Origin of the sequence: Aeromonas rivuli (assembly GCF_020149575.1) — a bacterium.
GTDB classification, from domain to species: domain Bacteria; phylum Pseudomonadota; class Gammaproteobacteria; order Enterobacterales; family Aeromonadaceae; genus Aeromonas; species Aeromonas rivuli.
This window is the reverse complement of the sequence record NZ_CP079742.1, coordinates 2,472,309-2,497,453: the sequence shown is the minus strand read 5'-3', so window position 1 is coordinate 2,497,453 and position 25,145 is coordinate 2,472,309. Positions and strand designations below refer to the sequence as shown.

Sequence of the window (25,145 nt, the reverse complement as noted above, 5' to 3'; positions counted from 1 at the left end):
CAGTGACATCTTAGGGGGAGTGCGTGCCGAGCGTCGAGCCTGGGCTTGTTCCCCTCTCATCGTTACCGAGCAAGGCGCGGGCCAGCGCTCGCACTTGCACCTTATCTTCTTCCAGCGTCATGGTCAGCTCACAGCGTGCCAGGGCAAGGCGCCCGTGATGGTGCGCCGCATCACTCATGGCCTGGCTGCCATGGGTGAGCGCCTGCAGGGCTTTTTGCAGCCGCAGGGCCACCTCTAGCGTACCGGCACCATCCCGTGCGATGGCGGTAAAGGCATCATCGAACATATCAATCACTGCCAGTGGCGGGGCAGTGACGCGATCGCAGAGTGAAGCCTCGTTGTTGGCTTGCTCGTCGCTGGAGAGGGGCGCATCCCAGTTCACGAACAAGCGCACCAGGGTAGCCAGTATGCCGATGGCGGTGCCAGGATCGTTGACCGCGGGGGAGAGGGCGCGTCCGGCTATCTCGGCAAGCACGATCAGGCCAAAGCGGGGATCTTCATCGAACAATCGCTCAGCACCGACCTTGAACGCCGTGGCGAGACGACTCAAATCGAGTCTGGCGGGATCCGGGCAACCATATGCCAGGGCGACTCCCTGACCCGGTGCCACAAAGGTGCCGGGTAGCGCCAGGATCTGTATATGGGTGTCCATCTCAGCCGCCAGAGCATTGAGGTACGCCACATCAATCTGCTGCACATAACCAATCTCGGGACTGCTGATCAACAGGCCACCGATGAGTGCCTCATCGGCAGGGCGGGCTCTCAGTGTGGGGGCCTGGCGGCGGCGTTGCAGGGCGGCATGGGTCGCCTGTTCGACCCGTTTGACCGTGGTGCCCAGCCGCCCCAGCCGGGCAATGCGATCCACCCAGTGGACAAACATCAGGATCACGATAGCCAGCACTATCAGGGTGAGCAGAAACAAGGTGAAGCGACCGGCCAGGGCGAAATAGTCGTTCTTGACCCCGATCAGCGCCACCACGCTGAAGATGAAGGCCCCGATGAAGGTAGACAGGGCATTTTGTGACACATCATCGGCAATCACCAGGGTAACGCTACGCGGGGTGGCTGCGCTGCTGGCCGAGGCATAGGCCGCCACCATGGAGGCGACGGCAAAAGTGGCGATCCCCAACATGCTGGCGGACATGATGGAGAGCAAGGAGAGCAGTGCCTCATTGGTGATGACGGGCAGATAGTGGCCAAGGCCGCTGTGATCGGCGAGACGGGCGGCAAGGGCACAGAGGATGGAGATCAGGCAGATAGCGAGGGGCTTTACCCAGAGTCGCTCGCGAAGGCGATTGACCAGGAAGCGGCAACGATCGCGGGAGGGGATGAACGGCATAGGCACTCCTTTTCCTCTGGGAACATCCCAGCCTATGGTGTTCCGTACCGCGCCGCAATCTCATTGCTCCCATGCGTGACCATGACGCAGGAGATCAATGCAAGGAGGAGCAACCTGGGCCGCTCCTCCTGTTATGTCATGAACGTTTCTGTGTTTGGCCCCCATGACAGCCAGTATTGCTGGTGATGATGTGGTGGAGCCATCGGGTGAAGGAGGCTTCCCTCGCCGGGCCTGCTATCGGTTATTGCGAGTAGACGGTCTCCCCCATGAACACCGTCTGCTCGACCCGGGTTTGTGCAATCTGCTCCGGCGTGCCGGCCTTGACCAGGGCGAACAGGTCCCGGTCCAGCACGATGAAGTCCGCCGACTTGCCCGCCTCGATGGAGCCGGTGATGTCCCCCTGGCGTACTGCCCTGGCGCCGTTGATGGTGTAGGCGGCCAGCATCTCGGCAAGGGAGGTGCGCTGACTGGCCCTGAAGTCGTCGCCGCTGCCGGCCGCCTTCACTATGCCGGCGGCCATGTTCTCGAACGGGCGTGGATCCCGGCTGTCCACCGGGGCGTCACTGCCCGCCACCAGCACGGCGCCAGCCTGGCGCGAACTCTCGACCGGGTAGAGGGCGTCATGGAGATAGCCCATGGGGTCGTAGATGGCTTCGCTCAGGGACTGTCCCACCCTGGTTGGCTGGATGAAGGGGCTGACCAGCATGTCGTAGGCAAGCTGGGGCGTGGTCCAGGCATAGGTGAAGGTGAGGTAGAGGCCAAGCTCGCCGAGGCGTTTCTGATCGTCCGGGTGCACCACCTGCAGGTGGGCCAGGGTGTGGGGGATGCCGCTCTCCCCGTTGCTGGCGCGGGCCGCCTCCAGGGCATCGAGGGCCACCCGGGTGCTGCGATCGCCGATGCTGTGCATGTGGATGCCAAACCCGGCCCCATCCAGCGCAGTGACGTAGCGGGTCAGATCCGCCTCCTTGTAGTTGACGATGCCGTTGCTGCCCGCATCCTCGCTGTCCGCTGTGATGCTCACCTCGCCGCTGTCGGGATCCAGGGCCAGATGGGGATGCAGGTAATTCCCCAGCATGCCGGCATTGGGCAGGAAGGGGGGGCTGGTGAAGGGATCCCCCTCCAGCACGCCGTCGAGGAAGATCTTGACCGCATCGGCCTTGATGAGGGGGTTGCCTGCGAAGGCGTCCCGCACCTGGTTCGCCTTGGCCAGGTGCCCGTCAATGTCCAGCTTGCCGCTGTAGTCATCCTGGTTGAAGCAGGTGGCAGCGGTGACGCGCATGTGCAGCAGATCCTGGTCCTGCATCTTGCGCAGCCGCTCCCGGATGAAGTCGTTGGCGCAGGCATCCTGCACCCCCGTGATGCCGCGGGACGCCATCAGCTCGGAGATGGCGGGGAGTATCTTGTCATACTGGGCCGCCGCCTGTTCCCCCTCTGCGCTCAGCACCCCGGTGTCGGGGACCGCAATGGCGCTGCGGGCCGCGTCCCGGATCACGCCGGTTGCCAGATCCACATAGGGAATGAGGGCCTCGAACACGCCGTCCGGGGCCAGAGTGGTGGCATTGAAGCCGACCACATTGCCGTCCTCGTCCTGTGCCAGCGCCAGCGCCTGAGAGTTGTAGCCGCCGGCATGGCCGTCGACCCCGGCCAGCATCACGGGGTTGTTCGGCGCCGCCGCATCCAGGGCCGCCAGCAGGGTGGCATGGGTGGCGGTGGGGGTGTTGCCGTCATAGGGCGACCACTGGTTGACCACCAGCCACTCCCCGGGTGCCGGGGCGTAGCGGGGCAGGCACTCGCTGATCTTGGCCGCGAGCTGATCTAGGTTGACGCTCTGGCCGTCCAGATCGCACATGTCGAGCGCCACAGTGCCGAGCAGGTGGATGTGGTTGTCGTGCAGGCCGGGCAGCACCATCCTCCCTTGCAGATCCACCACCTGGGTCGCACTGTTCTTCAGGGCCTCGGCTCCCGCGCGGGAGCCCACGTAAGTGAATTTGCCCCCTTGCACCACCATGGCCTCGGCCTGGCTGCGTTGCCCATCCTGGGTGTGGATCTTGCCGTTGAGATAGAGGGTGTTGCCGGGGGGCGGCTCACTGCTGTCTTGTTGGCAGCCGAGCAGGCCACTCACCAGCAGGGCGATGGCGCCCAGCCTGAGACGGGGGTGTTTGCTATCCATAGCGCGCTCTCCTTGGGTTAATTGCAGTTTTTACTGCAGATATGAGCACTTATGGTTATTGCAGCTATTCTGAAAAATGCCAGTGATTGCTGCACTTTTTTTGACTTGTGTTTACCTTGTCTCATCATGTAGTTATGACAACCAGTTGCCCCTTGGGGGCGCAGACCGCATCGGGGGAAGAGAATGTCACAACATGTGCTGCCGGCCGAACTGTGCATGCGGCGCCAACCCAGGCAACTGCGCAGCCAGGAGGTGGCGAGCCGCATCGAGCAGGCCACCCTGGCCCTGTTGCAGGAGCAGGGGTTTGCGGCCCTCAACACCAACGCCATCGCCGCCCGCGCCGGGGTGGGCATCAAGTCGCTCTACCACCTGTTTCCCAACAAGGAGGCCATCATCTGCCGGTTGGCCCTGGACTGGCTGGCGGCGGTGTGCGAGGCGCAGGAGAGCATCCGCGAGCAGGCCGACAGCTTGCCGCAGACCCTGCTGATGCTGGACGAGGCGCTGGAGGCGCTGGATGAGCGCTTCGTCGGCTATGGAGCGCTGTGGCAGGCGATGGATCTCATTCCCGCCCTGCACGGGGTCGAGCAGGAGCACGAGGGGCGACAGGTAGCCTTCTGGTCCGAGCGGCTGCGCCACTTTGGCTGCCGCTGGCCCGAGCCAGAGCTCACCACCCTGGTGCGCTACTTCTACCGCACCGCGGACGTGGCCAAGCAGTGCACCAAGGGGCAGGGGGAGGCGGGGGCGCACCTGTGGCAACTGCATAGACGCTGGAGCGAGCAGCTGATGATGGCGGCCATCGAGGAGCCGGATCCCGCCCGGGTCTGGCAGTCGATGCCGGGACTGGCGCCGGGTTGCCAAGCCGCCGCGAAGGGGGGCGAATAGAAGAGAGGCGAATAAAGAGAGGGAGTGCCAGGCACTCCCTCTCTTGCATCTGGCATTGCGCCCCGCGGGCTAGCCGTAGCGGGCCAGGGTCAGCCCCTCGTCGCTGATGGCCGGAGCGCTGCCCGAGATGAGGTCGCTGAGTAGTTGGCCCGACCCTGCCGCCATGGTCCAGCCCAGGGTGCCGTGGCCTGTGTTGAGCCAGAGCCCCGGGATGGGGCTGGGGCCCACCAGGGGCGTGCCGTCCGGGGTCATGGGGCGCAGCCCGGTCCAGAAGCTGGCCTGTTCCAGATCCCCCCCCTGGGGGAAGAGGTCCCTCACCACCATGGCCAGGGTGTCGTGGCGTCTGGGGTTGAGCGCCAGATTGAAGCCGCTGAGCTCTGCCATGCCGCCGACCCGGATCCGCTCATCGAAGCGGGTGATGGCGACCTTGTAGGTTTCATCCAGCACAGTGCTGCGCGGCGCCCCGGCGGCGTCCGTCATCGGCAGGGTGAGGGAGTAGCCCTTGACCGGGTAGACGGGGAGCTCTATCCCGAGGGGGCGCAAGAAGCCAGTGCCATAGCTGCCCAGGGCGCAGACGATGGCGTCGGCCTTGAAGCGCTGCTCGCCGGCACGGACCGCCACGGCGCGCCCCTGGGCGAGTTCAACCTCGTCGATGGCGCAGTTGAAGACGAACTCCACCCCGAGCCGCCGTGCCTCGTCAGCCAGGGCCTGGGTGAAGCGGAAGCAGTCCCCCGTCTCGTCTCCCGGCAGGCGCAGGCCCCCCACTATCTTGCCGCGCACCCGCGCCAGGGCGGGCTCAACCTCTTCACAGCCGCTGGCATCGAGGGACTGGTAGGGGACGCCGTACTCTTCGAGCACTTCGATGTCGCGCTGGCTGGCATCGCGCTGGGCCTGGCTTCGGAACAGTTGCAGGGTGCCGAGCTGGCGCCCCTCGTAGTCCAGCGCCAGCTCGTCGCGCAACAGCTTCATGCAGTCGCGGCTGTATTCGGCCAGGCGCACCATACGCCCCTTGTTGACCGCATAGGCCGCCGGGGTGCAGTTGGCGAACATCTTCAACATCCAGCGCAGCTGGAAGGGATCCGAGGTGGGGCGCACCGTGAAGGGGGCGTGTTTTTGCAGCAGCCATTTGGCCGCCTTGAGGGGAATGCCGGGGGCAGCCCAGGGGGAGGCATAACCCGGGGAGATCTGACCCGCATTGGCATGGCTGGTTTCAAGAGCCACCCCGTCGCGCCGCTCCAGCAGGGTCACCTTGTGACCGGCTTTGGCCAGATACCAGGCGCTGGTCACCCCGATAACTCCCCCACCCAGAACCACAATATTCATTTCTACATCCTTGTTTTAACTGCACTTGTTCATGCAATAACCGAGACGCCCCAGATTGGCCCCTCTGGCAAAATCAGCCGACACCGTCTTGATGGGCACCGGCAGGCATCACGTTATCATCGGCAGCGAAATCGGCAAATGAGCCATCACAAAAATATGATATACCGCTGCTTTTCTGTTTATTACCAGCGAATAAGTCTATCCGATGAGAGGGGCGCGAGGGATCCTGCGGACATGAAACGCTCTGCCCTGTGCGACTGGTCTGTGTCAGCCAGGCCGGGCTATGGGTCCATGAGGTATGTGGGGCAGAGGACGCTATCTATTTCGCAGTGACAGAAAATAAAAAAGCCCCGGGAGGGGCTCTCTCATGACGGACTCATCACTGACCGTTGAAGGCCGTGGTGCGGGCCAGGGCACTGCGATTGCCGCTCTCAAGCCAGGTCTTGATCCGCTTGGCATCGGCGACCCTGGCCCCGGTGGTATCGGCGTTGAGCAGCACCACTATCATGGGCTCGCGGTTGATGTTGGCCTCCATCACCAGGCAGCGGCCCGCCTCGCGTATATAGCCGGTCTTGGAGATGAGCACCTGCCAATCGGCATCGTGGACCAGGCGGTTGGAGTTGCGGTAGTGCAGTTGACGCTTGCCGGTGCGCACATAGTGCTGCTGGGCCGAGGTGAACTGCCGAATGAGTGGATAGGCAGACGCAGCCGCGACCAGCTTGGCCAGGTCATGGGCGGTGGAGACGTTGCGGGGGTTGAGCCCGGTACTGTCCGAAAACTGGGTGTTCCACATGCCGAGCATGCGGGCCTTGGCATTCATGGCGGAGATGAACGCGCGCTGGCCGCCCGGGTAGTAGCGGGCGAGGGAAGAGGCTGCGCGGTTCTCGGAGGCCATCAGGGCGATGTGCAGCATCTCGACCCGGCTCAGACGGGAGCCGATGGCCAGACGGGATCCCGTGCCCTTGATGCGATCTATGTCGGCCTTGCTCACCGTGATCATCTCGTTCAGGCGCGGATTGGCATCGAGTACCACCAGGGCTGTCATCAGCTTGGTGATGGAGGCGATGGGCATGACGCGATTGGCATTGCGCTCCGAAAGGATCTCGCCGGTGCGCGGATTGGCGACCACGAAGGCGGCCGAACTCAAGGTGGGGTCACTGCGTCGCTCGAGCATGCTGGGGGAGGGAGCATTGAGAAACGGAGCGGCCAAAGCTCCCAGGCTGACGGGAAGGAGCAAGGCACCGAACAGCAAGCTGGCAAGGGGACGTATCATGGTGGTGGTCTCTACCGCGTGAAAAAACCGAAAACAACCTCTCAGTTATATGTCGGGTTCTGACGCGCCGCAATCCCCATCACCTTGAACTGATAAGATTTTATGCTTGTCGGGGGATGGATGAGTGTCTATTGGTACCCCTTCGGTTGATAACCTCATGAATGGGGCTTTTTTGAGGCCCTGTCTGGCTAGGTGCCTGGTGGCTGCGACGGCTGCTGATGGGGGACCCATCTTGACGGCCAAGTCGCCGATTATGCCCGAACGGAGACAGTGTTGAGGGCAAGGCGAGCACCGGGTGCTGGGGGAGTTGACGCAGCCTTTCTCAGGGCAGCCTGGACCATGGTGGGGAGGGGCGAGCCTGCAGGCTCGCCCCGCTTCTATCGGGCTGCGCCTATTGGGCTGCGCCGATCTCAGGCCAGCGCCAGAGCCAGCAGATGCACGGGGTGCTCGCAGCGAAAGGGGGTGCTCATCTCAATCTGCCACTTGCAGGTCTCGCAGTCGGTGATGACCAGGTCCGGCTCGAGCTGATTGATCTGCTCAAACAGCCCCTCACCTATGGTCTGGCTGGTCTGGTAGTGCTCCGACTTGAAGCCGTAGGTACCGGCGATGCCGCAGCACAGGGAGTCGAGCACCGTCACCCTGACCCCGGGAATGGCGCGCAGCAGTTCCAGGGTGTAGATGACGCCCCCCATCTTCTCCAGGTGACAGGGGGTGTGATAGGCAATGTGCAGGTTGAGGGGCTTCATGGCCGGTTTGTTGCCCTGGTAAAACTCGTTCCACAGGAAGCGGGTCACTAGCGAGATGCGATCTCGCACCTTGCGATTATCCTGGCCGAGCAGGTGCGGGTATTCGTCCCTCAGGGTGAAACCGCAGGTGGAGGAGGTGGCCAGCAGGGGCATCTCGTTGCCGAGCAGGCTGTTTTCGAGCTGCTGGATGTTGAAGGCGGCCTGCTGCTTGGCCTTGGCCATGAAGCCGTTAGCAATGAGCGGTACGCCGCAGCACTTCTCCCGCGCCAGCAACTGCACCCCTATGTGCATGGCATTGAGCACCTGCACCAGCTCCTTGCCGAGCTGGGGATGGTTGTAGTTGACGTAGCAGCCGTGGAAATAGGCGATTTGCCGGCGATAGCTGGCCTGCACGGCTTGCTGCTTCTTGAACCAGCCGCGAAAGGTGCCTTGAGAATATTTGGGCAGATCCCGGTGGGAGGAGACCCCGAGCGCCTTGTCCAGCACTTGCTTCACCGGTTTGAGTCCAGTGGTGAAGTTGACGATGGGGGCCATCAGGGTCGACATGCTGCCCATCAAGTCCGTGTGGGAGAGCACGAACTCACGCACCCCCGGCTTGAAACCACTGTACTGGTGCTTGGCCTTGGCAATGATGTCGCCGATGCGCACGCCGCTCGGGCAGGCCACTTCGCAGCGTTTGCAGTTGGTGCAATGTTTGAGCGCCTCGTCATAGAGGGCCGGGCTCTTGATGCGCAGCCGCTCGCCGTCGGGCCCGGCCTGTTTGGGGCCCGGATAGGCGGGATTGGCCTTGGCCACCGGGCAATAGGCGGTACAGACGGTGCATTTGATGCACTGATCGAAGGTCTGGTTGGCATGATCCAAGGGCATGGTTAAGCCTCCCGGGCGAGTGATGAAGTGAGGGGGGAACCGGTCTTTGAGTCTCGGGCGACAACCTTGGCGAGTATCTGATCGGCGGCGTGCCAGCCGGTGGCGACCGCCACCCCGGAGCCTGAGCCTTCCGCCACAGGGTCATAGTGTGCCAGCACGCTGCCGGCACCATAGAGGTTGGCGAGGAGCTTGCCGCCGCGCATGACCCGCAACCTGTCATCCGTCTTGACTCCGAAACCCATGAAGGGGTGCTGGTCGAACAGGCGGCGACCGGCCCAGGCATCGCGCTCGGCCAGGCTGATCACGTCGGCATCGAAGATGGGCTCACTGATCCCTCCCAGACGCGAGATCAGGCCACGGCTGAAGAAGCTGCCACTGGCGAGCACGAAATTCTCGGCCTCAAAGAGCTGATCGGCGCCGTTCTGGCTATGCACCCCCGTGACCCTGTCGTTATCCAGGGTGGCGCCCAATACCCGCTCACTGATGAGGAAGGTGCCGCCCAGGGCCTGGAAGCGGCGCCTGAGCGCATCTTGCATCCGCATGCCGATGAGGGAGGGGGGCATGGTGGCGACTTCGCGAAGGGTGCACTGGGTGAGCCGCTCCAGTTCCGCGAGCCGTGGCCCCGCCAACCCCAGGGAGAGGCAGGCGGGCAGCACCAGATGACGGCAGTCGGGGGCGTCGCTCTCGCGCAGCAGGCGGCGGATCTCCTCGGCCAGCGCGCCCAGCAGAGCCTGCCCCTCCTTACCCTGCTTGTCGAACAGGCGGGCGATGTCCGCCGAGCGAAACTCATGAGGATTGCGGTTAAAGGTCGCGAGCTGGGGCAGACATATCTCGCCGGTCAGGATGCGGCTCTGGGCCAGACGCGGATGCAGGGCCAGGTTGGCCGCCGCCAGCGCCGGTTGAAAGTCGCGAAATCCCTCGAGAGTCGCCAGCAGCAGGACGGCCGGGGCGGGCGCCTCGCCCAGGCAGGCGCTGCTGGTCGGCGAGAGCCAGGTCGGCTTGAGGGTGCCGATGGGGGTGAGCCGCAGGTGATTGTGCGACTCATGGAACAGCGGCAATCCCTGCTCGGCGCAGTGGCGCTGCAGATCGGCCAGGCTGGCCGCAATATGAGTGAGCCCGACCTTTTGATAAGGGTGGAGCGGATGGGTCGCCAGGAAGGCGGGCAGGGCGGCGAAGGGATCCCCCTGGCAATCGAGCACGTCCACCGAACCGGAGGAGAAGTGCAGGGCGCTCTGACCCGAGGCCATGATCAGCGTTTTCTGGCCCGCCTCGGCGAGGCGCAGCCCGGCGCACAGACCGGCCATGCCGCCGCCAATGATGATGGTATCGAATCTCATGGGGATACTCCTTCATGGCGCAGGGGGGTGGGGGAATCCTCTGGATCCTGCGGCGCTGTGATGTCGGTGGGGCCAGTCAAATTGCCAAGACCGAACAACCCCTCATAGATCCAGTGGGTGAATTCGGTTTCGCGCAGGGCATCCCCCCACAGCACGGGGCGTACCCCCTTGTAGCGCTCCTCCAGGAAGTCGCGCAGCATGGCGCAGGCCTCGCGGCCATCGGCCTTGCCATATTCGTGCATCAGACCGGCGGCGCGATAGGCACACAGCTCACCCTGGCAGGGGCCCATGCCGAGCCGGGTGCGGCGGCGCAGATCCACCAGGTTGTCCACGTCCAGCTCGCGCAGGGCATATTCAATCTCACCGGCGGTCACCATCTCGCACTCGCAGATGAGGGCGTTGGCCTTGGTGTTGTCTCGAAAGAAGGCGATGACCCGTTCCCCGTGGCGTGACTCAGCCGATCCTTGCGCCGGCGCCGACAGACCAAAGGTCTGAGTGGGCACGGGATCCCGGGAGCCTGGCAGGGCCTGCAGGGCGGTACGACAGGGCTTGCTGTTGCCAAGCTTGCTGGCGACCAGATCCGTGGCCATCTCTGCCATCAGCCGGTAGGTCATCAGCTTGCCGCCGGTGATGGTGATGAAGCCTTCCAGACCATCCCGGCTGGCATGATCGAGCAGCACTATGCCGCGGCTGATGTTGCGGCCCGACTCATCGCCATCCACCGCGACCAGGGGGCGTACCCCCGCATAGGCACGCAGCAAGCGGGTCTGGGCCATGGCGGGGGCCAGCTTGATGCCCTCGCGCAGCAGCACCTCGACCTCCTCGGGTTCGACGCGAAGCTGGTCAATCTTGTCATAGTCGATGCGACTGGAGGTGGTGCCAATGAGGGAGATGGTGTCCCCGGGCACCAGAATGTCGGCGTCCGCTGGTTTGCGTGCGCGATTGAGCACCAGCTGGTTGAGGCGGTAATCCATGATCAGCAGGGAACCCTTGGCCGGAAACATGCGGATGCCCAGCTCGGCATACTCGCAGATCTGCTGGCCCCAGATGCCGGCGGCGTTGATCACCTGCTCGGCTTCTATCTCGAACCCTTCACCGGTGCGCAGGTTGATGGCCCTGACCCCATGTACCCTCTCTTGCTGGCGCAACAGCCCCACGACGCTGCAGTGGGTCAAGATGCGCGCGCCATGCTCCTTGGCATCGAGCACGTTGGCGGTGGCGAGCCGGAAGGGATCGACGGTGCCATCCGGTACTTGTATGGCGCCAATCAAGGCGGGATTGACATTGGGTTCGAGGCGCAGCGCCTCTCTGGGTTCGAGCTGGCGGGCCGGGATCCCGGCCTGGGCACAGGCTTGCATGAAGGGATCCTGGAAACCGATGTCATCCTCGGGCAGCGTCACAAAGAGGCCGCCGGTATCATCGACGCAGTGGTTGGCGATGCGCTTGAGGATGCGATTCTCCTGGATACACTCCCGGGCAGATTCGGGATCCGTCAGGGCATAACGGGCGCCGGAATGGAGCAAGCCATGGTTGCGCCCCGTGGTGCCAGCGGCAATGTCGTCGCGCTCGAGCAGGATGCAATCTATGCCGCGCAGGGCACAATCGCGCATGATGCCGGCACCGGTTGCCCCCCCTCCGATGATGACTACCCTGGTCGTGATCCTGTTCATCTTTCTGATCCTCATTCCCTGCCTGATGGGGCAGTGTGGTGGGAAGCAGAGTGGGAATGTTTGATTTAGACCAAGTTAATGTTCGATATCGAAAGCTATGAGGGGGGTTTTTGTGGTTTTGTGGGTGAAATCACACATGCTACCCAGGGTTGAACGATTGCTTTATTATGTGCGTATTGATGAGAAGCCCTGCCGGGTTGGCTAGTATATCGGCATGAGTTTCCATATGAAACTTTACAGAAGTGATGAGCAGCAAGGGGACAGTATGGAAGGTAATCGAGTGGATACTCCGACGCAGGTCAAACAGGTTCAAGGAGAGGTGTTCATTATCGACCAGGATGGCACTGTCTCCCAGATGCCGCCCGAGGGGCAAATCGCCGCGGGTCAGGTCATGCTCACCGGCCGCAATGGCCAGGCCGTAATAGGCGTTGATGGCCAAGCTGTCGATATTGGTCCAGATTGCGCCACCTGCAGCGATGAGCAGGGCAACTGGGTATCGAGCCAGCATACCCTGACCCTCAATGGTCAGCCTGAAAAAGAGCCGACCAATGTGGATCTCGAGGCGCTGCAACAAGCCATCCGCGCCGGTGCCGACCCGACCGCCGTCTTTGCCGAAACCGCCGCAGGCCCTGCCGCAACGGCTGGGGGCGGCGTGGCGGGCGCCGGTTCGAGCGCCGCTGGTTTTATCGTGGTAGACCGTACCAATGATGCCACCCTGGCCGATGCCGGGTTTGATACCGATCACCGGGCTGCCCTCGATCAGCCCCGGGGCCCCCTGGCTGGCGACTATATCGATACCTTTGCCGCCATCACCGTCTTTGAACCCCAGACCCGCGACAACATCATCAATGCCGAGGAGGTGACAGGGCTCATCATTCGCGGCCAGGTTGAAGACGTGGAGGTGGGGCAACCCGTCACCGTTACCCTGACCGACAGCGCAGGCAACAGCCTGACGGTGACCACAGTGGTGCTGCCCGGCAATCTGTGGGAGGCCGATTTTGGCGACGTGACCGGCAAGCTGGTCGATGGCCCGCTCACCATTCATGCCCACACCGTCGATCTGTTCGGTAACGAGGCGGTCGATGATGGCCTGACCCTGCTCGATACCATTACCACCATCACCCTCGACTTGGCCGATGAGAGCGACTCGGGGGCCAGCCAGATGGACGACTTGACCCGTGACACCACGCCGCTCCTGCAAGGCAAGGGGGAGCCCGGTGCCACCGTCACGCTGACCTTGGGCGGTCAGGTGCTGGCGGTGCTCACCGTCGATGGTGCCGGCAACTGGCAGTTCCCCATTCCCCAGACCCTGGCCGATGGCCGTTATGACTTCAAGGTTGATTCGGTCGATATCGCCGGCAACAAGGCGAGCGATACCCTGACGGTCACCGTCGACACCCAGGCCGGCATCGACATCGACGATCTGGATGCCGGTCGGCTCTGGGGTAGCAATAACGCAACCCTGAGCGGCACAGTGACGCAGGTTGAACCGGGTCAGACCGTGTTTATCAGCCTGAGCGGCGCCGGTCAGCCGGTGCTCAATGTGCAGGGGACGGTCGGGGCCGATGGCCGCTGGCAGATTGATGGTCTGGATCTGTCCGGCTTCAAGGGACCCATCACCATCAAGGCCAATGTGACGGACTTGGCAGGCAATCAGGTGAGCGATGGGGTGCCTCTGATCGGTCAGAGTGAAACCCTGGTGCTATCGGAAGCCGATCTCGCCAATGGACCCATCAGCCAAACCGGCCAGCTCAACACAGGCTCGGGGAGCGATGGCGACCTCAAGGTGACACTGGCGGCGGATCAGTCTGCCCTCGGAAGTCTGGGCCTCACCAGCCATGGTGCTCCCCTGACCTATAGCCAGAGTGGCCAGCAGCTGGTGGCCAGTGCCAACGGCCAGCCGGTATTCACCCTGACGGTCAACAACAACGGTACCTATACCCTGACCTGGCAGCAGAGTCTGGATCATGGCCAAGACAAGCTGGTGCTGCCCTTTGGGCTGGAGTATCGCGATAGCGATGGGGATCTGGTCGAGGCGCCGCTGCGCATTGAACTGCTCGATAGCACCCCCCCCGATTTCCAGATACCCGGCATTACCCTGACCGAAGATGCCTTCCAGGATGCCAGCGCCGTGGTGGGAGTGGCTCAGTTTGAGGTCAAGCACAGCGCGGATCCCATCATCGCCGACACCCTGGGCTTCGTGGAACAGAGCAGCATCCTGGCGGCGCTGCAAGGCCAGTACAGCAGCGACGGTCATCCGCTGACCTTTGAATTCGTTGATGATTTGACCCTGAGTGGCTATTACCTGGATGGCAATGGCCAGCGGGTCGAGGTGCTTCAGGCCAAGCTCAGCGCCACCCAGAACGGCGATGACGTCAAAGGAGAGGTCAACGTCAGTCTGACGGGGCCACTCGATCACCAGGGCTCGGATGCCCTGATCCTGGGGCTGAAGGTCGGTGCCGTCGAGATTGATGGCGATGGGACGTCAGCGGCCGACTTGCAGATCGCCATCAATGACGGCATGGATCCCAGCCTTGGCATCGACACTGGCATCAGCCTGCAGGAAGGGGCCTCTGGCCAGACCCTGGATGGCCAACTGCCGGTCAATGTCGGCAGTGACCGCCTGGTGTCCCTCAACTTCGAGGGGAACCAGCCGGCCCTGGATGGTCTCACCAGCGGCGGCAAGCCGACCAGCTATCAGGTCAACGGCAATGTCATCACCCTGCTGGATGCGGGCGGCAAGACAGTCTTGACAGTGACCCTGGATCTGGATGGCAAGTACCATGTGACGCTCGACGGCGTGCTGGATCAACCTGTGGGCACCAACAGCGTCAATCTGGGGCTGCAGGTAGTGGGCAGCGACTTTGACGGCGACCAGAGCAACCTCGGCACCCTCAATATCCAGATCACCGACGGCGTCTTGCCCCAGGTCGACCCCATCTCCCTGACTCTGGTGGAGGACAGCAACTGGAGCGCGGCCCAGACCCTCTCCGGGGATCTCAACATCACCACCGGCAGCGATCCCCTTGCCAACATCAGTTTCGATGCCAGCCAGCCGGGCCTGCAGGGGCTCACCAGCGGCGGCCAGCCCGTTGTCATCACCATCAGCGGCAACAGCATCAGCGGCGCCGTCAACGGCCAGAATGTCTTCACCCTCACGCTTGATCAGAGAGGTCACTACGTCTTCACCCTGAACCAGCCGCTGGATCAGGGCAGTGCGGAGAGCCTGATCAAGGCGGGCTTCACCCTCACAGACAGTGATGGGGACAAAGTCTCCTCTTCTTTAAGCGTCGCCATCGGCGATGGGGCAAATCCGGTGATCAGCGCCGTGACCGGCACCAGCCTGACCGAGGCCAACCAGGGCGACGCCGCCGTGGTGGGCAATATGAGCTTCACCGTGAGCCACGGCTCGGATGCCCTCGATCAGAGCAGCCTCAGGTTCGATATCGCGGCGATCCAGAGCAGTCTGGATGGCAAATACAGCAGCCACGGCAGCCCGGTTACCTTCACCCTGGATGCCAATGGGGATCTGGTGGGCACCAGCGCGGACGGCCGCGAGGTGCTGCGCGCCGAGCTGGACTTGGTGGACAACAACGGCAACTGGAGCGTCACCAGCAAGGTTGTCTTAAGCGGTGAGCTGGATCACCAGGGCAGCGAGTCCCTCGACCTGCCTCTTGCCATCACTCTCACGGACAAGGATGGGGACAGGGTCTCCACCCAGTTGCCGCTGACCATCAAGGACGGCAATGCCCCCGGTTTCGTGGCGGGCAGCGGGGTGAGCCTGGACGAGGGCAACCTCGATGGCAGTACACCCCTGACCGGCACGGGCCAGTTCCAGATTGATGCGGGCTCGGATCGGGTGAGCGAGGTGTCGTTCGCCGATATCGCGGAGCAACCGGCCCTGACCGCTCTGGGCCAGAGCGTGAAATACGAACTGGTGGACGGCGATGCCGGCATCCCGGGCAACCAGATCCTCAAGGGCTATGTGGAAGTGAACGGGGTGCGGGTCGAGGTGCTGCAGGTGGAAATCGGCGGCAAGCTCGACAACGCCGCCAGCAACGGTTTTGACTACAAGGTGACCCTGTTCGAGGGGGTACATCAGAGCAATGGCGGCAGCACCGAGCTGCCGTTCAAGGTCAACGTCGTCGACAGCGACAAGGGATCAGGCAACAACGACACCACCTCGGGCACCCTCAACATCAGTGTTGCGGAAGGGGACAAGCCGACCCTCAGCCTCACCGGGGTGACCCTGGCCGAGGGGCGCTTCGATGGGGCCGCGAGCAACCAGACCGGTGACGACCAGCAGGCCACCGGCACCTTGACCATCAAGGCGGACTCGGATCCCGTGGTGGATGTGCGCCTGACCCTCTCCGGTCAGGTCGTGGATGCCAGCGGCAAAGCCATCACCCACAACGGCGAGACCCTGACCTGGCAGGAGGTGCCAGGCAGCAACGGTCACAGCTTCCAGGGGGTGACCGCGAGCGGCACCCTGGTGCTGAGCGTGACCCTGCCGAGCGTGCCGGGCAGCATAGCGGCCCACAGCTCGGCGACCCTGGATTACCAGGTCACTGTGCACACCAACCTGGATCACGGCGCCGACGACAAGCTGAACCTGACCCTGCCGGTGCAGGTGACCGACAGCGATGGCTCTGTGAGCACCGGTAATACAACAGCAGTGATCACCGATGCGGCCGACCCCAGCCTTGGCATCGACACCGGCATCAGCCTGCAGGAAGGGGCCGCCGGTCAGATCCTGGATGGTCAGCTGCCGGTCAATGTGGGCAGCGATCGCCTGGTGTCCCTGAACTTCGAGGCCAATCAGCCGGCCCTGGATGGTCTCACCAGCGGCGGCAAGCCGACCAGCTATCAGGTCAACGGCAATGTCATCACCCTGCTGGATGCGGGGGGCAAGACCGTCTTGACCGTGACCCTGGATCTGGACGGCAAGTACCATGTGACGCTCGATGGCGTGCTGGATCAACCTGTGGGTACCAACAGTGTCAATCTGGGGCTGCAGGTGCAAGGCACCGACTTTGACGGCGACCAGAGCAATCTCGGCACCCTCAATATCCAGATCACCGACGGCGCCTTGCCCCAGGTCGACCCCGTCTCCCTGACTCTGGTGGAGGACAGCAACTGGAGCGCGGCCCAGACCCTCTCCGGGGATCTGAACATCACCGCCGGCAGCGATCCCCTTGCCAACATCAGTTTCGATGCCAGCCAGCCGGGCCTGCAGGGGCTCACCAGCGGCGGTTCGCCCGTTGCCATCACCATCAGCGGCAACAGCATCAGCGGCGCCGTCAACGGCCAGAACGTCTTTACCCTCACGCTTGATCAGAAAGGACACTACGTCTTCACCCTGAACCAGCCGCTGGATCAGGGCAGTGCGGATAGCCTGCTCAAGGCGGGCTTCACCCTCACAGACAGTGATGGGGACACCGTCTCCTCTTCTTTAAGCGTCGCTATCGGCGATGGGGCCAACCCGGTGATCAGCGCCGTGACCGGCACCAGCCTGACCGAGGCCAACCAGGGCGACGCCGCCGTGGTGGGCAATATGAGCTTCACCGTGAGCCACGGTGCTGATGCCTTGGCGCCCGACAGTCTCAAGTTCGATATTGCGGCCATTCAAGGCAGCCTGGATGGCAAGTTCAGCAGCCACGGCAGCCCGGTTACCTTCATCCTGGATGCCAATGGGGATCTGGTAGGCACCAGCGCGGACGGCCGCGAGGTGCTGCGCGCCGAGCTGGATCTCGTGGACAACAACGGCAACTGGAGCGTCACCACCAAGGTGACCCTGAGTGGTGAGCTGGATCACCAGGGCAGCGAGTCCCTCGACCTGCCTCTTGCCATCACCCTCACGGACAAGGATGGGGACAGGGTCTCCACCCAGTTGCCGCTGACCATCAAGGACGGCAATGCGCCTGGCTTCGTGGCGGGCAGCGGGGTGAGCCTGGACGAGGGCAACCTCGATGGCAGCAACCCCCTGACCGGCACGGGCCAGTTCCAGATCGATGCAGGCTCGGATCGGGTGAACGAGGTGTCGTTCGCCGACATCGCCGAGCAGCCGGCCCTGACCGCCCTGGGCCAGAGCGTGAAATACGAACTGGTGGACGGCGATGCCGGCATCCCGGGCAACCAGATCCTCAAGGGCTATGTGGAAGTGAACGGGGTGCGGGTCGAGGTGCTGCAGGTCGAAATCAGCGGCAAGCTCGACAACGCCGCCAGCAACGGTTTTGACTACAAGGTGACCCTGTTTGAGGGGGTACACCAGACCAATGGCGGCAGCACCGAGCTGCCGTTCAAGGTCAACGTCGTCGACAGCGACAAGGGATCAGGCAACAACGACACCACCTCGGGCACCCTCAACATCAGCATTGCGGAAGGGGACAAGCCAGTGCTGACCCTGACCGGGGTGACCCTGACCGAAGGGCGTTTCGATGGGGCTGCGAACAATCAGACCGGTGACGACCAGCAGGCCAGTGGCACCCTGACCATCAAGGCGGATTCTGATCCCGTGGTGGACGTGCGCCTGACCCTCTCCGGTCAGGTCGTGGACGCCAGCGGCAAGGCCATCACCCACAACGGTGAGACCCTGACCTGGCAGGAGGTGCCGGGCAGCAACGGCCACAGCTTCCAGGGGATGACTGCGAGCGGCACCCTGGTGCTGAGCGTGACCCTGCCGAGCGTGCCGGGCAGCATAGCGGCCCACAGCTCGGCGACCCTGGATTACCAGGTCACTGTGCACAGCAACCTGGATCACGGCGCCGACGACAAGCTGAACCTGACCCTGCCGGTCCAGGTGACCGACAGCGATGGCTCTGTGATCAACGGCAATACAACAGCAGTGATCACCGATGCGGCCGACCCCGTGATCAGCTCTATCGGGAGTGTCACCGTCAATGAGTCGGATCTCAATGGCGGCACTGGCCAGCACGGGGGCACCAGCCCTGCGGGTACAGGGGAGATGGCTGTCGGTCAGGTGGTGATCGCCGCCGGGAGCGATCGGGTGGCCGCCCTGCAACTGGATGTGGCCCGCTTCAACGCCCTCAACCAGCTCGGCTCCGGGGGCAAGGCCGTCAGCATCAGCGCCGACAGCCAGCCGGGTGTCTATCTGGGCAAGGACAGCGGCGGCAAGCTCATCTTCAAGCTGACCCTGGATGTCTCCGGCAGTTATACCTTCGAGCTGACCGGCAATCTGGATCACAGTGCTCAGGGCGATGATCTGCTCGATATTCAGCTGCCGTTGCAGGCCCTGGACAGCGATGGGGATCTCAGCGGCGAGGTGATAGGTCACGTCAGCGTGCGGGACGATGTGCCCGTCGCGGTGGATGCCGACAAGCCCCAGAACCAGGGGGAGAAAGTGAGCGGCGATCTGCTGGCTACCGCCAGCGAGGGAGCCGACGATGCGGTGATAAAATCGGTCACCATCAACGGGGTCGAACACTCCATTTCCGCCAGCGGCAACACCACCATTGCGGTCACAGACAGCACTGGGCAGACCATAGGCACCCTGGTGATCAACGCCGAGGGGAATTACAGCTTCACCGCCCGGGCGGATATCGATCACAGCAACAACACCCTGGTGCAGAAGGTCGACTTCCACCTGGTGGACGGGGATGGGGATACCGATGATGGGGTGCTGACCCTGACCATCAGGGATGAGGCGGGCAAACTCGTGGTCGAAGCCGTGCCGGGGCAAGAGGATGCTGGCGCGACAGATCCAAGTCAGGGCATCCCCATCACCATGAACCTGGACATAGGCGACTTCGATCGGGGCGAGCATGTGGAGCAGTTGCTGATCCAGGCCCCGGCCAATGCCCATGGCACCTTCTATTTCAACGGTGTGGCGCTGACCACCCTCACCCAAGGTGGCAAGACCTGGTATCAGGTGCCACCCGCGGCGATGCAAGCCGTTGTCGGTACCAACGACAAGTTCGAACTCAAGGGCGTGACCTTTGTGCCCGATCACGACTACTCGAGCCAGAGCGATGGCGGCAAGCCGTTGTCCTTCCCGGTGCAGTTGCAGGTCGGCGTCACAGAAGGCAGCAAGCCCCCCGTGCTGACCGGCAACCTGGCCATCACTGTGCAGGGCATTGCCGACAAGCCGCTCTGGGATGACGGCAGCACGAATAAGCACTACAGCACCAATGAGGACAGCACCGGCATCGCCCTCAACGTGCAGGCCAGCCTCACCGACACCGATGGCTCCGAGACCCTGAGCTACCAGATCAAGTGGGCGTCAGGCGAAGGCAGCCTGACCCTGAACGGCAAAGTGCTCACACCCGACGCAAACGGCCTGGTGACCGTCTCTGCGGGGGAGATCAACAAGATCATCGTGGTGCCCGGCAAGGACTACAGCGGTGACATCAAGCTGGTCGTGACCCCGGTCAGCACCGAGAAAACCCCCGTAGTCACCGGGCAGGAGACTGCCCTTGGGGATCCCATCGAACTGGTTATCAACGTCAACCCGCAGGCGGATGACGCTAAACTGACCATTCGTGACATCCAGGGCAAGGAAGACAGCCTGCTGGATCTGGGCAGCAAGATAGTGCTCGCCCATCTGGGGGATAGCGCAGATGGCTCCGAGAGTATGTTCGTGCGCATCAGCGGCCTGCCCGCCGGTGCCACCCTCTGGCTCGGCGGCGTGGCGGTCACCCTGGATGCGAACGGTTATTACGAAGTGCCCTATGACCGCATCGGCGAGCTCAAGCTCGAGCCGCCGAAGGACAGCAACCTCGACTTCGATCTCAACATCCAGGGTGTGGTAAAAGACACCGCCACCCTGACCGATGCCAATGGTCAGACCCAGACAGTGGTCAACGAGAAGGTGACCGGCAGCCAGGGCCTGCATGTGGATCTGGTGGGGGTGGTGGATGAGCCTCATTTTAATCTGGACAGCACCGGCTGGACCCAGGACAGCAATGACGGTTACACCATCACCATAGGGGAAGATGGCAAGGCGCCGCTGGACTTCAAACTGGCGTCGGGGGAGACGACGGGCGATGGCTCCGAATCCCTCAACCTGGTGCTGGAAGGCTTGCCGGAAGGGGCCAAGGTGTTCGATGGCAATGGCAAGGAGCTCACCCTGACCTTTGCCGGGCTCGACGCTCAGGGCAAGCCGACCTATCAGGTCGACGTTTCTAGTCTGGGCAACCTGCAGATCCAGCCGCCCCCCAACAGCACCGCCGACATCCACCTCATCGCCCACGTGGTGGTGACCGAGAACGACGGGGATCACCAGCGTTTCGACGTACCGCTCACCATCAAGGTAGAGCCTGCGATCGATGCCGGTGACTATGCCAAGACCAGCCATGGTCTGGAGGATCAGTTCGCCGTGCTCGACTGGCAGCCGGACCTGACCGACAGCGCCGAAAAGGTGACTCACCTCAGCCTATCCGGCATAGAGCCGGGTTACGAGATCTGGATCCGGGTGGGCGGGGTCGAGACCCAGCTTAACGTGACGGGCGGCAAGGTGGAGTTGAGTGACGCGGATCTGAAGAGCCTGCTCGGCGGCGGTCAGCTGCTGGTGAAGGCGCCACAAGACAGCGACAGGGACACCACCATCCAGAGTCATGTCACGGTGACGCAGGTCGATGTGGACTCCAGCGTCACAGCCCAGAAGGTGATAGACGGCAATCTGCACGTGGATATCCAGGCGGTGGTCGAACCCGATGGCAACCTGGTGCAGCAGGGTGGGGATCTGGTCAGCCCGGATGGTCATGACATTCCGCTCAAAGATGTCTTTGTATTCGAGGATCTGGATCCGAGCAGCGTCGAAACCATCGATTATCTGGTGATCAGCGATCTGCCGCCGGGCTTCGTGGTGGTGGGCGGGATCAACGACGGCAAGGGCAACTGGACAGTGCCTAACAGCGCCCTCGGGAGCTTCTCCCTGCGTTCACCGGATGGTTTCACCGGCACTGCCACCTTCAAGGTCAGCGCCAAGGTGATCGATCTTGGCGATAACAACGAAGGGGATGTCAGCGCACCGGCTTATCGGGAGATCACCGCCAGCGCCGAGTTCAAAGGTGCAACCCACTCTGGCCAGCTTGCGGCCGGCGTCGATCTCGACAACAGCCAGCCCATCACAGGGGTGGAGGATCACGGCGTCAATTTTGGCACCCAGCTCAAGAGCATGGTGACCCTGGGGACGGCAAACATCGGTGATGACGAGCTCAGCATAGTCCTCACCGGCCTGCCTCCCGGCGTGAGCGTGCAGGGGCTCACCTTCGACTTCGTCAACGGCGAGTACCTTATCAAGCTGCCGGGTGGCCTCAGTGACCTCGACAAGCTGACCCTGACCCTGCCGGAGGATTACGCTGGCAGCGACCTGAGCTTCAACGTGCGTCTGGTCAATACCGACACCGTGAGCGGCGACACCAAGACGGTGGAGAAGGTCGTTTCCCTCTCCATCACCCCCGAGGTGGACATCAAGGGCGGCGCGGATGGCCAGCCCGAGCTGCACCTGCAGGTGAAGGAGGTGAACGGTCAGCCGAGCAACCTGGAAGACACCCAGATCCACCTCGATCTCTCGGTCAAACTCGCGGACATCAACCCCACAGTGGCCAACGGCGGCCTGGAGACGGTGGAGCGGGTAACCCTGACCGTCGATGCCAAGTACGGCCACTTCCTCGATGGCAACGGCCAGCCGGTCAATACCCTGGTGGTGACGGATCCCGATGATCTCAAGGATCTGGTGTTCGTACCCAAGGAGCACTTCAGCGGTCAGGTACCCCTGGGCATCAAGGTCGACATTCTGGACAGTGCCACCACGGGGACGGACAGGGCCAGCTGGAGCGGCAATGCGAGCTTCGAGGTGCTGCCGGTCAATGATCCGGCCCAGCTCACGGTGAAGGATGTGAGTGGCAACGAGGATGGCAGCGTCAGCCTCGGCGGGCTAGGCGCGACCCTGGTCGACAATGATGGCTCCGAACAGATAGTGGCGCTGCAGATCAAGGGGGTGCCGGATGGCTTCACCCTGTCGGCACCGGCGGTCAACAACGGCGGTGGCGTATGGCAGGTGCCTGTGGGCACAGACTTCTCCAAGCTGACCCTGATCCCGCCCGCCAACTTCAGCGGCAACCTGGAGCTCACCCTGAGCGCCTTCACCCTTGACAAGGGGATCACCATCCCCCTCGAGACCAGCGACAGCTTCACCGTCACCGTCAAGCCGGTGGGGGATGTCATCATCGCCGACATTCAGGACAAGGCGAGCGGCACCGAGGGGGACGTGGTCACCCTCAACCTGGGACTGGAGACCAAGGACACCCAGGCCACCGGCGGCAGCGCCAGCAACGTTCACGAGAACGGCCCGGAGCAGGTGCGGGTCACCATAGCAGGGGTACCCGATGGCGCCGAGATCCGTCTGCCAAATGGTGTGAATGGTAGCGTCGTGGATCTGGGCGGAGGCGTCTGGCAAGTGACCACGACGGGCGGCAAGCTGGCTGCCGTGGAGCTGGTGACCAACGATGCCAATGGCACCCTGGATCTCAAGGTGACGGCCCAGAGCCTGGACAACGGCGCCCTCGGCCCCGAGGTCAACGGCACCATTCAGGTGGTGGTGGATGCGGTCAACGATGCCCCCATCAACGTGCTGCCCGTGGATCCTCAGGTGGCCCAAGAGGACAAGCCCTTCACCATCCAGGGTTTACAGGTCAAGGATGTGGACGCAGGCAGTGGCAACATAGAGGTGCGTCTGTCGGTGACTCACGGCTCCCTGACTGTGCTCAATGCCGCTGGAGTGACGGTGACCGGCGACGGCAGCGGTTCCCTGTTGCTCAGCGGCACCCTGGCGCAGATCAATGCCTTGCTCAGTGGCGGCATCGACTACCTGGGCAATAGCAACTTCAATGGCAGTGACGCCTTGACCATGGTCACCAATGACCTTGGCAATACCGGCAGTGGCGGCGCCCTGAGTGATACCGATGTACTGCCCATCGAGATACAGCCGATCAACGATGATCCTGTCAATATCCTGCCACCGGCCCAGGTGGCAGAGGAGGATAGCGTCCACCTGATCCAGGGCTTGCAGGTGCAGGACCTGGACGCCGCTGGCGCTGATATCCGGGTTAGCCTGAGCGTGGGCAACGGCAGCCTGACCGTGGTTGATGGCACAGGGGTCACCGTGACGGGGGATGGCAGCGGCAACCTGACGCTGCTGGGCTCCCAGGATGCGATCAATGCCCTGCTAAGCAGTGGCATCAACTATCTGGGGGACGCCAACTTCACTGGCACCGATCAGCTGATGATGGTGACCAACGATCTGGGCAACACCGGCAGCGGTGGCGGGCAGGATGTCAGCAGCACCCTGGACATCGCCGTGCAGCCGGCCAATGACGCACCCGAGCTGACCCTGCCTGGCAGCGGTGTTAGCGTGGATGAAGATGGCGACATCATCCTCGGCGGCATCAGCGTCAAGGATGTCGATGCGGGCACCGCGCCCATGCAGCTGACCCTCAAGGTCGAGCATGGCCTGCTGGTCGCGGCGGCCGGGGCCGGGGTCACTGTGCTGGGTAGCAACAGCAATACCCTGATCCTGACCGGGGCTCAGGATGCCCTCAACGCCTTCCTGGCTGGCGCCGTCCACTATCAACCGAGTCCTGACTACTGGGGGGACGACAACCTGAGTCTGGTTATCTCGGATCTCGGTAACACGGGCTCCGGTGGCGCCCTGGAAGAGAGCGGCCAGCTCGGTATCAACGTGGCCGCCCAGGCCGATATGCCCAATTTGCAGCTCGACACGCATGGGGTGACGGCCCTGGTGGGGGGTTGGGTTCCGCTCAGCCTGAGTGCCTGGGTCGCCAACCCCGAGCCGGGTGAGCTGAGCATCCGGTTGAGTGGTCTGGATGGCGCCCAGGTCCTGGATCAGCATGGCCAGCAGGTGGGGCAGGATCTGGGCAATGGCGACTGGCTGCTGCCCGGGGATAACAGCTTGCCGCTGTTCCTGGATGGCTTTGGTGTGGGTGACCACAGTATCGCCGTGCAGGCCGAGTCCAGCGCCGGGGGGAGCATCATCAGCTCAACCCCGGATATTCTGGAAGTCCATACGGTGGCGGGCAATGAGCTCCATGGCAGCGGCAGTGATGACCATCTGATCGGTGGCCTGGGGGATGACATCCTCTATGGCGGCGCAGGCAGTGACATTCTCACCGGGGGGCTGGGCAGCGATACCTTCGCCTGGACCTTGCCGGATGCGGGATCAGCCAGTCAGCCAGCGGTCGATACCATCACCGATTTCAACCTGCAGCAAGGGGACAAGCTGGATCTCAGCGACATGCTGGGTGGGGTGAGCGGGGATGACATCAACAGCCTGCTCTCCCATATCCAGGTATCGGTGACGGCGGGTGCCAACGGGGTGAGTGATTTGCATCTGGATATCTCTCCTGCCGGGGATGGTCAGGTAACCCAGTCCATCGATGTCAAGAGCGTGGATCTCTCCAGCCTCGACATGGGGGGCGGCAGTCAGAGCGAGATCCTCACCTCGCTCATCGATAACCAGCACCTCATCCTGGCCCAGTCATGATGCAACAAGGCCGCCC

The 25,145-nt window shown here is 63.1% G+C and carries 9 protein-coding genes; 2 read left to right on the top strand and 7 right to left on the bottom strand.

The features are described from left to right. Nucleotides 1-10: 10 nt before the first annotated feature. Together KYK33_RS11610 and KYK33_RS11605 are read right to left on the bottom strand one after the other, a co-directional pair. The gene (locus KYK33_RS11610) at nt 11-1,339 is read right to left on the bottom strand and encodes a DUF2254 domain-containing protein (protein WP_224430607.1); all 1,329 of its coding nucleotides are present in this window, start codon (nt 1,337-1,339) and stop codon (nt 11-13) included. A gap of 241 nt (nt 1,340-1,580) precedes the next feature. After that, complete coding sequence (locus tag KYK33_RS11605; protein ID WP_224430606.1) at nt 1,581-3,509, bottom strand: amidohydrolase; 1,929 nt, start codon at nt 3,507-3,509, stop codon at nt 1,581-1,583. Nucleotides 3,510-3,692: 183 nt separating this feature from the next. On the opposite strand from KYK33_RS11605, the gene KYK33_RS11600 reads away from it, so the two are divergent. Next, nucleotides 3,693-4,391 (top strand): TetR/AcrR family transcriptional regulator, encoded by a 699-nt coding sequence (locus KYK33_RS11600; RefSeq protein ID WP_224430605.1) that lies wholly within the window; start codon nt 3,693-3,695, stop codon nt 4,389-4,391. 69 nt (nt 4,392-4,460) lie between these two features. On the opposite strand, the gene KYK33_RS11595 is transcribed toward KYK33_RS11600, so the two are convergent. The 5 genes from KYK33_RS11595 to glpA all read right to left on the bottom strand — a co-directional run bounded on the left by KYK33_RS11595 (nt 4,461) and on the right by glpA (nt 11,607). Then, the gene (locus KYK33_RS11595; RefSeq protein WP_224430604.1) at nt 4,461-5,714 is read right to left on the bottom strand and encodes a D-amino acid dehydrogenase; all 1,254 of its coding nucleotides are present in this window, start codon (nt 5,712-5,714) and stop codon (nt 4,461-4,463) included. Between the two features lie 379 nt (nt 5,715-6,093). Then, the gene (locus tag KYK33_RS11590; protein ID WP_224430603.1) at nt 6,094-6,987 is read right to left on the bottom strand and encodes a serine hydrolase; all 894 of its coding nucleotides are present in this window, start codon (nt 6,985-6,987) and stop codon (nt 6,094-6,096) included. 410 nt (nt 6,988-7,397) lie between these two features. Continuing rightward, a complete protein-coding gene (glpC, locus tag KYK33_RS11585; RefSeq protein ID WP_224430602.1) occupies nt 7,398-8,600 on the bottom strand; it encodes an anaerobic glycerol-3-phosphate dehydrogenase subunit GlpC in 1,203 nt (400 codons plus the stop codon). Nucleotides 8,601-8,602: 2 nt separating this feature from the next. Next, entirely contained in the window at nt 8,603-9,937 is a 1,335-nt protein-coding gene (glpB, locus tag KYK33_RS11580) for a glycerol-3-phosphate dehydrogenase subunit GlpB (protein ID WP_224430601.1), read from the bottom strand. Continuing rightward, complete coding sequence (gene glpA / locus KYK33_RS11575) at nt 9,934-11,607, bottom strand: anaerobic glycerol-3-phosphate dehydrogenase subunit A (RefSeq protein ID WP_224430600.1); 1,674 nt, start codon at nt 11,605-11,607, stop codon at nt 9,934-9,936. The genes glpB and glpA overlap by 4 nt, the downstream gene beginning before the upstream one ends. A gap of 226 nt (nt 11,608-11,833) precedes the next feature. Between glpA and KYK33_RS11570 the strand changes: the two genes are divergently transcribed. After that, nucleotides 11,834-25,129 carry a retention module-containing protein gene (locus KYK33_RS11570; protein WP_224430599.1) on the top strand — a complete coding sequence of 4,432 codons (13,296 nt, stop codon included), beginning with the start codon at nt 11,834-11,836 and terminating at the stop codon, nt 25,127-25,129. Nucleotides 25,130-25,145: the final 16 nt, after the last annotated feature.

Bases quoted from the DNA above. Each gene is read 5' to 3' on its own strand.
- KYK33_RS11610 (WP_224430607.1), bottom strand. From the start codon at position 1,339: ATGCCGTTCATCCCCTCCCGCGATCGTTGCCGCTTCCTGGTCAATCGC.
- KYK33_RS11605 (WP_224430606.1), bottom strand. From the start codon at position 3,509: ATGGATAGCAAACACCCCCGTCTCAGGCTGGGCGCCATCGCCCTGCTG.
- KYK33_RS11600 (WP_224430605.1), top strand. From the start codon at position 3,693: ATGTCACAACATGTGCTGCCGGCCGAACTGTGCATGCGGCGCCAACCC.
- KYK33_RS11595 (WP_224430604.1), bottom strand. From the start codon at position 5,714: ATGAATATTGTGGTTCTGGGTGGGGGAGTTATCGGGGTGACCAGCGCC.
- KYK33_RS11590 (WP_224430603.1), bottom strand. From the start codon at position 6,987: ATGATACGTCCCCTTGCCAGCTTGCTGTTCGGTGCCTTGCTCCTTCCC.
- glpC (WP_224430602.1), bottom strand. From the start codon at position 8,600: ATGCCCTTGGATCATGCCAACCAGACCTTCGATCAGTGCATCAAATGC.
- glpB (WP_224430601.1), bottom strand. From the start codon at position 9,937: ATGAGATTCGATACCATCATCATTGGCGGCGGCATGGCCGGTCTGTGC.
- glpA (WP_224430600.1), bottom strand. From the start codon at position 11,607: ATGAACAGGATCACGACCAGGGTAGTCATCATCGGAGGGGGGGCAACC.
- KYK33_RS11570 (WP_224430599.1), top strand. From the start codon at position 11,834: ATGAAACTTTACAGAAGTGATGAGCAGCAAGGGGACAGTATGGAAGGT.